Origin of the sequence: Solidesulfovibrio magneticus RS-1 (assembly GCF_000010665.1) — a bacterium.
Lineage (GTDB): Bacteria > Desulfobacterota > Desulfovibrionia > Desulfovibrionales > Desulfovibrionaceae > Solidesulfovibrio > Solidesulfovibrio magneticus.
In genome coordinates this window covers 3,353,424-3,366,138 of the sequence record NC_012796.1, presented here as the reverse complement: position 1 = coordinate 3,366,138, position 12,715 = coordinate 3,353,424, and the positions used below count along the sequence as shown (strand labels likewise).

General features: G+C 66.9%; 8 protein-coding genes. All 8 read right to left on the bottom strand.

From position 1 onward, the window contains the following. Position 1: 1 nt before the first annotated feature. The gene (locus tag DMR_RS14260) at positions 2-760 is read right to left on the bottom strand and encodes a 4Fe-4S dicluster domain-containing protein (RefSeq protein WP_015861622.1); all 759 of its coding nucleotides are present in this window, start codon (positions 758-760) and stop codon (positions 2-4) included. Between the two features lie 403 nt (positions 761-1,163). Then, entirely contained in the window at positions 1,164-1,886 is a 723-nt protein-coding gene (locus DMR_RS14255; protein ID WP_015861621.1) for a Crp/Fnr family transcriptional regulator, read from the bottom strand. An 83-nt stretch (positions 1,887-1,969) separates the two neighbouring features. Then, entirely contained in the window at positions 1,970-2,299 is a 330-nt protein-coding gene (locus tag DMR_RS14250) for a 4Fe-4S binding protein (RefSeq protein WP_015861620.1), read from the bottom strand. 12 nt (positions 2,300-2,311) lie between these two features. Next, a complete protein-coding gene (locus tag DMR_RS14245) occupies positions 2,312-4,069 on the bottom strand; it encodes an adenylyl-sulfate reductase subunit alpha (RefSeq protein ID WP_015861619.1) in 1,758 nt (585 codons plus the stop codon). 36 nt (positions 4,070-4,105) lie between these two features. Continuing rightward, entirely contained in the window at positions 4,106-5,662 is a 1,557-nt protein-coding gene (locus DMR_RS14240) for an SLC13 family permease (RefSeq protein ID WP_015861618.1), read from the bottom strand. A 223-nt stretch (positions 5,663-5,885) separates the two neighbouring features. Then, positions 5,886-7,031: a hybrid sensor histidine kinase/response regulator gene (locus tag DMR_RS14235; protein WP_015861617.1), complete on the bottom strand. Its 1,146-nt coding sequence runs from the start codon at positions 7,029-7,031 to the stop codon at positions 5,886-5,888. Continuing rightward, complete coding sequence (locus tag DMR_RS14230) at positions 7,021-8,145, bottom strand: response regulator (RefSeq protein WP_015861616.1); 1,125 nt, start codon at positions 8,143-8,145, stop codon at positions 7,021-7,023. The genes DMR_RS14235 and DMR_RS14230 overlap by 11 nt, the downstream gene beginning before the upstream one ends. Next, a complete protein-coding gene (locus tag DMR_RS14225) occupies positions 8,142-12,677 on the bottom strand; it encodes a response regulator (protein WP_015861615.1) in 4,536 nt (1,511 codons plus the stop codon). The genes DMR_RS14230 and DMR_RS14225 overlap by 4 nt, the downstream gene beginning before the upstream one ends. Positions 12,678-12,715: the final 38 nt, after the last annotated feature.

The following is a 12,715-nucleotide window of genomic DNA, read 5'->3' as shown; positions in this document are numbered from 1 at the left end:
GCTATTTCGCCGGCCTCGTGCCGGCCGGGGCATGGCAGTCCAGGCAGGTCTTGGCCGTTTCGGGTGGGACGACGGACAGGGTGGGCCGGGTCGGCGCGCCGTCGCGGGTGAGGTCGCGCCAGGGCACGTAGCGCAGGGCCGCCGCCGGACAGGCTTCCACGCATTTGGGGCGGCCCTGGCACAGGGTGCATTTGGCGGCCACCCCGGCCTGCTCGTCAAAGGCGATCATGCCCCAGGGGCAGGCCTGCTGGCACAGGCGGCAGCCCACGCACTGGGCGGCGTCGACCACCCGAGCCCCGGTTTGGGGGTCGGCGACGATGGCGTTTTGGGGACAGGCCGTGGCGCAGGGCACGGGATGGGGGCACTGGCGGCACACGCCCTGGATCACCAGCCCGTCGCCCCAGTCCCCGTGCATGGCCTGGCCGCCGGTGGGGCCGGTGGGGCCGAAATTGACGGTGCGGGCGATCTTGATGCGGGCCAACGACGGCTGGGCCCGGCCGTCGTTAAATTCCGTGCAGGCCAGCTCGCACCGCCCGCAGGCCACGCAGCGGGTGGGATCGGCCAGCAGCACGCCCTGGGCGCTCTCCAGGATCACCAACGGCGTGTTTTCGCCGTAGGCCTCGCCAAGGTTCAGGAAGGCCAGGCCGGCAAGCGCGCAGCCGGACAGCTTGAGAAATCCCCGGCGAGACAGCGCGGCCTCCCAGCCGGTGGCCTTGGCTGCCTGTCCGATCCATTCCGACGAGATGCGTTTTTTGTCCATGTCGCGCCTCCCGTATCCGGCGCATCGGCCATGGGCCGAAGAGACGTTCTGGCAAGTGGGCCTTGCGATGATCATAAAACGCTTTTTGGGGGGCGTCCATCGACACTGTGCGGGGATAGGCCGTTGCCGATGGAGAACCGGGATTGGGGAGACGATTTGGAAAGGAGGAGGCATGGACTCGTATTGCCTTGTTTTGCTCCATCAGGCCCCATGCCGCGATGAGCCTTCCGTTAGTTTAACACCGGTCAAAGGCGACCGTCCCGTCCCTGGACACTCCCGGCTGAGGGCGGGAAAGGCGTTGCTCCGGTTTTGGGGCAATGACGCAAAAGAAGAGCGACCGCATCATGAAAAGCGTCGCATCGTCCTGTGAGGATTGATTGAGAAAAAGTGATGCCAGGACGGCTTATTGGCCTTCGGCCCCGCCGTCGCCGCCGGACAGGGCGTCCAGGATGGCCCCGGGATCGAGCAGGCGGATGCGCTGGCGGGAGACGGCGATAAGTCCACGGCTTTCGAAGGCGGCCAGGGTTTCACTGATGGTCTGCTGGCAGGAACCAGTCATGGCCGCGATCTGCCCCTGGGTCAGGCGCACCGGCACGTCGGCCGGACCGCCCCGGGCCTGGGCGATCTCGTCGTGGGACAGGCAGAGCAAGAGCTTTAAAAGCCTGGTCGGCACGTCGCAGGTCATGACGTTTTCGAGCTGGTCGCTTAAGTAGCGGATGCGCCGGCCAAGCACCTCGATGATGCGCCGGGCCATGAACGGCTGCTCCACCAAAAGCCCCAGCAGGTCATCGCGGCGGATGTCCAACAGCAGGCATTCGGACAGGGCCTGGGCCGAGCACTTGCGCCGCTCGCCGCCCACCACCTCGGCCAGGCCGAACATCTCGCCGGCCGAGCGGATGAAAAAGGTCGGCTCCTTGCCGTGCAGCGACACCCGGAAGATCTTGACCGACCCCTGGTCCAGGTAAAAGGAGCGGTCGCATCGGTCGTTTTCAAAAAATACGATGGCGTTTTTCTTGACGCGCCGCACCGTGGCCAACCTCCGAAAGGCCTCGAACTCGCGTTCCAGGCCGTCGAAGAAGCCGCCCTTTAGCAGGTGCCATTGCCTGGGGTGTTCACACTTGGCCATGGGCTAAAATAGGGTCCTTATTCGCCGGGTCAAGGCAGAAGGCCAACGCCCCGTCCGAAAACGGGGCGTTGGCCGGCGCGGCGCTAGTCCTTGACGTCCAGGCGGTTGCGGTACTTGTAGGTCACGGTGTTGCCGTTGATGTCCGTGCACTTCCAGGTGATGGCGTTCTTGCCCATCAGCGGCACGAGCCGGGCCTTGTGGTAGCCGAGCTGGTAGGGCATGCGCGTTTCGATGGCGTTTCTCGGGCACATCTTGACGCAGGACATGCAGTCCCAGCAGTCGCGCGCGGCGTGGCAATGGGATTTTCCGTCCTGGCCCACGTACATGAGATCGCCCGGGCAGGCTTCTTCGCAGAACGATTCCTCGCGGCCGGCGCAGCCGTTGCACTTCTTGGGGTCGACGATGGGCGGCATGGCGTCCTCCTGTTAGGGCTTGTAGCGGTCGCCCGCAACGATTTGCTCGTAGGGGCGGGTGAAGGTCTCGATCTCGCCGGTGGCCAGGTTCTTGCGGCTTTCCACATGGCAGTCGTAGGCCGGATCGACCTCGGGATAGTCCGAACGGGTCTGCCAGCCCTGCCAGCGGGTCTCCTTGCGGAAGCGCAGGTGGTGGCACAGCACCTCGGCCACGTCGATGCGGTCGATGACCTCGTGCACGGCCATGAGGTCGTGGAGATCCCCGGCTTTGAGGTACTGGACCTGGCTGCGCAGCATGGCCAGGTGCTTGAGCGCATAGTCCAGGCGCTCTTCGTTGGTGCGGTAGAACTGGCTGGTGCCGCCGGCGTATTCGTCCATAAGCCGCTGCAGGCGCTCTTCCATCTCCAGGGCGCGCAGACCGTCGAAGGCCTCGCCGCGCAAAAGCGGGGCGAACACCCGGGCTTTTTCGGCGTCTACCTGGGCGGCGTCGGGCTCGGGCAGTTCCAGGCCCGCGATGTAGGCCGCCGCGCCGCGCAGGGCCAGCTTGCCCTCGGCGGCGCAGCCGCCCACGAACTTGTTGGGGTTGCCGCCGGCCGTCTCGCCGGCCGCGAACAGGCCCGGGATGGTGGTCATGCGCTCCATGTCGACCCAAAAGCCCGACTGGGTGTGGCCGCCGACGATGTAGGGGTCGGAGCCGTAGATCTCGATGGGTTCCTTGACCGGGTCCTGGCCCCGGCTGGCCAGGAAGAGCACGAAGCTCGGACGCTCGTTCAAATAATCCGTCATCATCTGCTGAGCCAGTTCCGGGGCCATGCCGCGCGTGTCGCAGTAGGTGGGGCCGCGCCCGGCCAGCCACTCTTCCATGGGCGCGTTGGCCCGGATGTAGCGGGGGGCCTTGTCCGCGCCCAGGTGGGCGTAGCGGCTTTGCATGATGCGCTCGCCCTTGGCGTTGATGATCGGGGCCTTGTAGCCCACCGAGATGGTGTCCACCGGACCGCAGAAGTCCTTGGTGCGGGTGGCCACCCAGCGCTGCTCCATGGAGGTCATTTCCGCGCCCTGGCGGATGCCCACGGCATAGCCCGTGCCCACGCAGTAGGGGCACATCCAGATCTGGTGGTGGGCGTCGGTGGCGTCGGCGGTGTAGCTTTTATACAGGCCGGCCGCGCCGCCGGTGGCGTTGATGGTGGCCTTGGCCCGAAACACGTAGAACTTGCCGTCGCGCACGCCAAAGCCCAGGGCCCCGATGCAGCGGTTGCCGTCCATGAGGAGCTGGGTGCAGGCTACGCGGTTATACACCTCGGCCCCGGCCTCGATGGCCTTCTCGGCCATGATGGGCTTTAACTGCTCGCCGTGGATGGAGATGTCCCAGGCTCCCCGGTAGCGGATGTTGCCATTTTCGTCGCGCAGGATGGGCAGGCCCCAGCGCTCCAGGTCGTCCACGGACTCGTTGAGTTCCCGGGCGTTGGACAGGGCCAGATCCTCGCGGATGGGGCCGCCGCCGACCTGGGAGCGGCACCAGCGCACCAGGTCTTCCGGGGTCTTGCCTTCGGGGATGTAGGTGTTGATGGCGTCCATGCCGGCAGAGCAGGCACCGGAGCGCATGATGTGGGCCTTTTCCATGATGACCACCTTGAGGGTGGGGTCGAGCTTGGCCGCTTCCACGGCCGAGAAGCAGCCGGCGTTGCCGCCGCCGATGATGAGGACATCGCAGTCCACGCAGACGGTTTCCACGGCGTCAAGACTGGGGGGATTGGGGGCCATGCGAGGCATTGTCGTACTCCTTGTCGTCGATGGGGACGGACGGGGCTAATAGGGCCAGGGGGCGGCCGGGTTCCAGACGGGCAGGCCGAAAAACGCGTACCAGGGGGCCATGACGGCGATGCCGAAGGCTATGGCGAGCAGGGTGCAGACCCAGCCGGCCTTGGCGTAGTCGGCGGTGGAAAAGGTTCCGGTACCGTAGGCGATGACCGCCGCCGTGATCTGGGTGGGCAGCAGGTAGGCGAAGGTGTCCACGTTGCAGATGAGCAGGGTGAAGGCCACGGGATGCAGCCCGAGCTTGGGGCCCATGGCGAAGACGATGGGGGCCAGCATGGCCACGGCGGCCACGTTGGAGAGCATGCCCAGGCGCAGGATCTGGGTGCCCAGCATCATGACAGCCACGGTCTGCCACCAGCCCATGCCCTGGACCAGGCCGTGGATGTGCTCGGCGGTCCAACCGGCCAGGCCGGACTTGGTCATGGCGTCGGTCATGGTGATGGCCCCGCCCAGAAGCAGGAAGGTGCCCCAGATGGTGCGGTCCTGCACGGCCTTCCACTTGAAGGGAAAAAGGCCCGGGATGAAAAGGAGCATGATGCCGACCAGGCCGATGACGCCGAGCTGGTGGTTGTGGAGCACCAGCGGGCTGCCGTTGCCGGTCATGAACAGCACGCCGACCAGGGCGAACACGGCCAGCATGGCCTTCTCGGCCCGGCTCGCGGGGCCAAGGGCTTTGTACTGGCGGTGGATCTGCTCATGGCCGCCGGCAATGGCCACGCCGTCGGTCTTGAAATGGAAGCGCACCCACCATTGGCTGACGGCAAACAGCAGCAGGTAGGGGAGGTGCAGGAGCATCCAGTTGAAGTAGCCGAGGTTTTTAAAGCCGTTTTTCTCGAAAAGGCCGGTCATGATGAGGTTGGGCATGTGGCCGGTGAGGATAAAAAGGCCGGAGATCATGCTGGCGTAGACCATGGCCTGGATAACGATGGCCTTTTTGGCCTCGCGCTCCCGGGGGGTGTCGCCCAAAAGGGCGGTGATGCCCTGGACCACGGGCATGATGGTGGCGGCCCGGGCGTTGGCGGCCGGGATGAGGAAGGCCAGGGCCAGGTTGACCCCGAACATGCCCCAGATGATGCGCCCGACGCTTGAGGCCTTGATCTTGTCCAAGATGGCCAGGGCGATGCGCTTGTCCATGCCCAAAAGCTGGATGATGGCTCCGGTGAAAAAGGCGAACAGGCACAGCCAGACTTCGTGGGTGGTGAACCCCGAGAAGACCTGGCCCATGGGCGGCTTGCCGTTGGTCCAGGGCAGGGCGCGGGTCAGCACGAGCAGGGTGGGGATGGAGATGCCGGTGATGCCCACGGGCATGGCTTCCGAGACCCACATGATCGAGGCCCAGATGAGGATGGCCAGCACCGACATGCCCTCGCGGGACAGGCCTTCCGGCAGGGGCAAGAGGTAGTTGACGGCGGCGAAGGCGGCCCAGGCGGCGGCATAACCGGCCCAGGTGACGCGGGGGCTTCGCCCGCACAGGGAGAGGTTCTCGGAGATGTAGGTTCCGAAACCTCCCCGGCATTCGTTGACGGTCGCGACGGACTCGTTGGCCATACGGCGCCTCCGGTAATCGCCTTGCGGCGGGGATGGCGCTCACTAGCCCGACCGGGGCCGGGGGACTATCGCGGGGACGATAAAGTCGGAAGAAAGGGGATCAAAGGCGTGGCGGCTTCGCCGTTGCGGCTGTCCTGGCGGGGCGTCGTCCTCGGACGTGCCCACCCTGAAGTCGCCCCGGATGCGGCTGTCCGGGGCGGGATGAGACTTGTTGCGGCGGGAATCAGGCCGGCGCGGGCAGGCACAGCACGAGGTTGGTTTCCCCGGGCGTGGCCGCGTCGAGCAGCACCTCGCCGCCCATGGTCCGGGCCATGAGCCGGGCCGAATAGGTGCCAAGGCCGGTGCCGCCGGGCTTGCCGTGGGTGGCGTATTTCTCGAAAAACCGCTCCCGGAAACCGGGGTCGGTTTCGCCGAGGTTGCGCAGGCGCAGGGCGCGCAGGCCGTCTTTGGCCGGGGCGATGTCGATGTCCACCCGGCCGCCGGCCGGGGAATGCTCGATGGCGTTTTTGAGCAGGTTGGAGAGCATGGAGTGGCATAAAAGCTCTTCGCCAACGACGTCCACAGCGACGCCCGGTTCCAGGGGAGCACCCTGCTGGCGCAGTTCCACGGACACGCCCCGGGCGCGGCGCAGGGACGCCAGCTCCTCCACGACCTTGCCAATGACCCGCACGATGTCCACCGGCCTGGGGGACAATTCGTAAACCCCTTGCTCCATCTTGAGCAGGCCCAGGGACAGGTTGACCATGTTGAGCATCTGGTAGCCGGCTTCCTCGATGTCTTCCAGGTAGCCGGTCTGCTCCCCGGTCAGGTTGCCGCCGGCGGCGATGAGCTGGGGCAGGGACAGGATGACGCCAAGCGGCCCCTTGAGGTCGTGGTGGGTGATGCGCTCCACGTCCTCGCGCAGGCGCGCCGCCTCGGCCAGAAGCGTGTTCTGGCGGGCCAGCTGCTCCATGGCTGCCTTGAGCGCCAGATGGGTCGTGACCCGGGCCTTGACCTCCTGGATGTCGAAGGGTTTGGTGATGTAATCCACCGCGCCCAGGGCGAAGCCCGTGACCTTCTCGCGCACCTCGGTCAGGGCGGTCAGGAAGATGACGGGAATGGCGGCGGTGGCCGGGTCGGCTTTGAGGCGGCGGCAGACCTCGTGGCCGTCCATGCCAGGCATGAGGATGTCGAGGAGGATGAGGTCGGGCGGGTTGGGGGCCAGGCTTTGCAGGGCCGTGGGGCCGTCCAGGGCCACGGCGATCTCGTAGTCGTCGCCGAGGGTTTCGACCAGGGTGTCGACGTCGGTTTCCACGTCGTCCACGATGAGGATGGTTTGTTTGGCGTCGCGTACCATGTCGATCACCGTCTTGTCGCAATCAGGCCACATAGGGGTGCTCCAGCGCCTGGCGTTCTTCGTCGCTTTCGGTAAATTTGAGGGCAATCTGCCTGAAGGTTTCTTGAACGTCCAGGAAGGCGTCGACCATGGACGGATCGAAATGGTTGCCCCGGCCGTCGCGGATGACGGCCACGGCCTGGGCGTGGGTGAAGGGCGCTTTGTAGACGCGCCGGCTAATGAGCGCGTCGTAGACGTCGGCGATGGCCATGAGCCGGCCGGGAATGGGGATGGCCTCACCGGCCAGCCCCTGGGGATAGCCGGTGCCGTCCCAGCGTTCCTGGTGGGTGTAGGCGATCTCCTGGGCCAGACGCAGGAAGGAATTGTCGCCGAGATTCTTGGCGGCGGCCTGGATGGCGTCGCGGCCGTAGACGGTGTGGCGGCGCATGACCGCGAATTCGGCGTCGGTCAGGGGGCCGGGCTTGAGCAGGATGTCGTCGCGCACGCCGACCTTGCCGATGTCGTGCAGCGGCGCGGACTTATAAAGCAGATCAATAATCTCGTCCGTGAAATAGCCGTCGTATCCGGGCTGTGCGCGCAGTTTCTCGGCCAACACACGCACATAGTTGCGGGTACGCTTGATGTGCGCGCCGGTTTCCGGGTCGCGGTATTCGGCCAGCCCGGCCATGGCCTCGATGATGGCGTCCTGGGTCAGGGCCAGTTCCCGGGTGCGTTCCCGGACTTTTTCTTCCAGGATCTCGTTTTGCCGGGCCAGCTCCTGGCGGGCCAGGCGCAGGGACAGATGGGTGCGCGCCCGGGCCTTGATTTCCGCCGGCTCAAAGGGCTTGGTCACGTAGTCCACGCCGCCGACGGCAAATCCGCGCGTCTTGTCGGCCACATCGGTGAGCGCCGTGAGGAAGATGACGGGCGTCTCCGCCGTGGCCGGATCGGCCATGAGCCGGCGGCAGACTTCGTAGCCGTCCATGCCGGGCATCATGATGTCGAGCAGAATCAGGTCGGGCGTTTGTTCCTTGGCCAGGGCCAGGGCCGTGGGGCCGTCGGTGGCCACCGCCACCTCGTGGTCCTCGCCCAGGGCGTCCACCAGGATGTCCAGGTTGGTTTCCGTGTCGTCCACCAGCAGGATCAGGCACTCAGCCAGGGTTTTCATGCAGTCTCCGAGGCCTTGGCGGCCAGCAGGGCGCGCGCGAGTTCTAGGGCTTGGGGAAATTTGTAGCTTCGGATGAGGGCTTCCAGGGCCGTGATGTCCGTCCGCACAGCCTCGCCGCAGGGCGTGTCCCGCAGGGTTTCCATGATCTTGGCGCAGGGCTTGGGCTTTCGGGCTTCCAGATGGGGCAGAAGTTCGCCCAGGGCGGCCAGGACATCGACAGCGCAGTTACCCGAAGCCGGTTCCGGCGTCGTCGCCTGGGGCGGGGCCTCGGGCTTGTCCCGGCCGGCCACGGCCCGGGCGAACCGGTCCACGGCCTGGGCAAAGGCCGGCAGGGCCGCCCGGGCCGCCTCGTCGTCGCCGTGGCGCAGAGCCTTTTCCAGCTCGCCGGCCGCGCCGGCCAGCTCGTCGGCCCCCACGTTGCCGGCCGCGCCCTTGACGGAGTGGGCCGCGATCTCCGCCGCCGCCCGGTCCCCGGCGGTCAGGAGTTCCCGGACCCGCTCGGGCACGGCTGGGAACTCCTGGCCCATCTTTTCCAGCAACCTGTCGTAAAGGGCGGCGTTGCCGCCCACCCGTCCCAGGCCGGCCGCGACGTCGATGCCGTCCAGGGCTTGGGCGGGCGGTGGTGGCGGGGCCGCCGGGATGGCCGTGTCCTGTCCGGCTTTTGGCGCGATCCAGGCCGTCAACACGGCAAAAAGGGCCTGGGGATCGATGGGCTTGGCCACGAAATCGTTCATGCCGGCGGCCAGGCATTTTTCCCGGTCCTGGCGCATGGCGTTGGCGGTCATGGCCACGATGGGCAGAGCGGCGAAGCCCGGCAGCTTGCGGATGGCGATGGTGGCGGCCAGACCGTCCATGACCGGCATCTGCATGTCCATGAAGACGAGGTCGTAGGGCGTGCGCTGCACCATCTCCAAGGCGACCTCGCCGTTTTCAGCCACATCCACGGTGTAGCCGGCCTGGGTCAGCAGCTCCCGGGCCACCTGCTGGTTGACCTCGTTGTCCTCCACCACGAGCAGCCGACCCTGGCCGGGGTGGCTGGCTTGCCCGGCCTGGGCGTCCGGGGCCTGCCGCCGTTCCTCGTGAAAGCCGCCCAGGGCGCGCATGAGGGTGTCAAAAAGCAGGGACGGGGTCACGGGCTTGAGCAGCACGGCCTCGAAGCCGCCGTCCTCGGCCCCGCGCAGGACCTCCTCGCGGCCAAAGGCCGTGACCATGACCAGATGGGGCGGCGGCGCATCAAACTTGGCGCGAATTCGCTCGGCGGTTTCCAGGCCGTCCATGCCGGGCATCTGCCAGTCGAGCAGCACGACCTCGAAGGGCTGGTTCTTGCCCCGGGCCGCTTCCAGAACGCTTAAGGCCTCCTGGCCCGAGGCGGCGGCCTCCACGGAAAAGCTCATGGCGGCCAGCATGTCGGTGAGCACCGTGCGGGCGCTTTCGTTGTCGTCCACCACCAGGACACGCCGGCCGCGCAGGTCCGGGTCGGGCAAAAGGACGCGGTGGCGTTTGCGGCTTTTGCGCAGCCGCGCCGTGAACCAGAAGGTCGAACCCGCCCCCGGGGTCGAGTCTACGCCGACTTCGCCGCGCATGAGTTCGGCCAGTCGCTTGGAGATGGCCAGCCCCAGGCCCGTGCCGCCAAAGCGGCGGGTGGTGGAGGCGTCGGCCTGGGAAAAGCTCTGGAACAACCGGGCGATTTGTTCCTGGGTCAGCCCGATGCCGGTGTCGCGCACCTCGAAGCGCAGGACCGCCTCGCCGCCATCTTCGGCGATAAGCCGCACCCGGATGCCCACCTCGCCGGCTTCGGTGAACTTGACGGCGTTGTTGGCGTAGTTGACCAGGATCTGCCCCAGGCGCAGCGGGTCGCCCACAAGGTCCTGGGGCACGTCGGCGGCCACGTCGAAGAGCAGCTCCAGCCCCTTGGCCTCGGCCTTTTCCCGAATCAGCGCGGCCACGTTTTCGAGCACCGCCGACAGGTCGAAGTCGGTGCGTTCGATGGACAGCTTGCCGGCCTCGATTTTGGAGAAATCCAGGATGTCGTTGATGATGCCGAGCAGATGCTGGCTGGCCTGCTGGATCTTGCCCATGTAGTCCCGCTGGCGGGGGGTCAGCTCGGTGGTCAGCGCCAGATGGGACAGGCCCACGATGGCGTTCATGGGGGTGCGGATTTCGTGGCTCATGTTGGCCAGGAAATCGGACTTGAGCAGGGTGGCCTCCACGGCCGCTTCCTTGGCCGCGGCCAGGGCCCGCTCCACGGCTTTTTGCTCGCTGATGTCCACGAAGGTGCCGACCAGGCCGCCGGGGCTGCCGTCGGCCCGGCGAAAGCCCGAAACGTAGTAGAGGGTCTCGTGCATGGCCCCGTCGGCAAAGGGAATGCGCATTTCCCGGCGCACCGAACCGCCGGCGGCAATGGCCTCCTCGTCCTCGCGCTGGTAGGCCAGCCGGTCCGCCTCGGGCAGGTAGTCGAGGTCCAGGACGCGTTTGCCGACAAGCTCCTCGCGCCGCACGCCGAAGGTTTCCTCGTAGGCCCGGTTGAACCCCAGAAAGCGGGTGTCCGCGCCTTTGTAGAAGACGGGGTTGGGGATGGTGTCGAGCAGCACCTGCTGGAAGGCGTTCTGGTCGGCCAGGGCCTGCTGAGCCCGGACGCGCTCGCCGATGTCCAAGGCGAGCTTGAGCGCCAGGGCCAGTTCGGCCCGGGCCTTGTCCAGGTAGCGCTGGTCGGCCTCGGACAGTTCGCGCAACAGGCCGATCTCCAGTGCCCCCACGGCCGACTGGCCGTCGCCCAGGGGCAACAGCCGGATTTCCGTCAGCCCGGCCGCGCCGCCGGCCAGGGCGACGCTGGCTGTTTCAGGCAGGTCGCGCAGGGAAAAGGGCCGGCCCGAGGCGATGACGTCATCGACCAGGGGGCGGCAGGCGCCGGAGATGTCGTCGCCGGGCGGCCTGTCGCCGCCGAAGCGGGCCAGGACCTGGGCGGAGGACTCGCGGCAGCGGACATGGACGGCGGCGTAGGGCAGGGACAAAAACCGGACCAGCTCGTTCAGGGCCAAAGCCGCCAGCCGGTCGGGGTCGAATTCGTTTTTAAACGACGCGGCGAAATGTGTGAGTCCCGCCTCCAGGCGCAGCTGGGATTCCATCCGCGACAGCAGACGCTTGTATTCGCTGACGTCCTCCTGCAAACCCACGTAGCCAAGGAGGTTGCCCTTGTCGTCGTTTACCGGCGAGATGGCCACCCGGGCATGGTAATGGGAGCCGTCCTTGCGCCGGTTGACGAATTCGCCGCTCCAGGGTTGGCCGGCGCGAAGGGAGCGGCGCATCTCGTCGTAGACTTCCCGGGGGGTCGCGCCGCTGGCCAGGACGTTGGGATCGCGCCGTTTGACCTCGGCCAGGCTGTACTGGGTCACCCGCTCGAACTGGGGGTTGACCCAACGGATGCGGGTTTTGCGGTCGGTGACGACCACGGCCAGGGGGCTGACTTCCATGGCCACGCCAAGGGTGCGAAACCGGGCCGCCGCCCTGGCCCGGCGTTGGCGCACCCGGTCCAGGGCCACCAGCGTCAGACAGACCAGCAGCGTTCCGGCGGCGGTCAGGCCGGCCGTCAGCAGGCGCTTGGCCGGGGGGAACCACGTGGCGGTATCCTGGAGCACCACCAGGGTCCAGTTTCCTTCGGGATCGTCCCAGTCCACGGACTGGGTGGCAAGGCTCCAGGCGGCGCCGGCGATGTCAGCGGTGTCCTGGTCGGGCGAGAAGGGAAGCGTAGCCGCCTGGCGGCCCTTGAACACGTCGCCGAAGCGGCTGGCGCGGTCCATGGCGGCAGGTTTGCCTTCCGTGGCCGCAGGGGCCACGGCGTAAAGCCACTCGGGGCGCGTGGCGGCAAACGCCACGCCTTCGGGCGAGAGCAGCACGGCCTGGCTGCCGGAGCCGGCCAGGAGGGCGTCGAGAAACGCCGCGCCAATCTTGGTCATGATGACGCCGATGACCGGGGAGGTGGGCAGCGCGCCGTCGCGCACCGGCGCGGCGTAGTAGAGGCCGCGCTCCTGGGACTGTTTGCCCACGGCGGCGTAGATGTTGGGCCGGCCGGCCATGGCCTGCCGGAAGTAAGGCCGAAAGGCGACGTTGAGTCCTTCGGAGGTGGATCCCTCGGTGTCGTGGATGCGGATGACGCCGCCAGCTTCGATGAGATAGGTCCCTTCGGCCGCGTATTGGCGGCGCAGGGGGTCAAGGACGTTGTGCAGTTCGCTACGGTCGCTTTCGGTGAGCGGCGTGCCGCGAACGGCGAGCTTCACGGTGGGCTGGATCAGGCCGAGCAGGCTGGTCGCGCCGATGAGCTGGCTGTCGATGGTCTTGTCGACCAGGGCGAAATGCAGGCGTTTGGCCGACTCTTGCAGGGCGTGACGATGTTCGTCGAAAATGATGGACCGCGCCGCTTGCACGCTGACGAAGGCCGTGGCCAGTGGCAAGAGCAGGCAGACGGACAAAATGGTCAATCGGCGAAGCGTCGGCATCATGGAGAACCTTTGGATGGCGTGAATGGAGCTTTCCATAAACTATTTGCCGTGAATAGCGCTAGGCGTCAAATCAT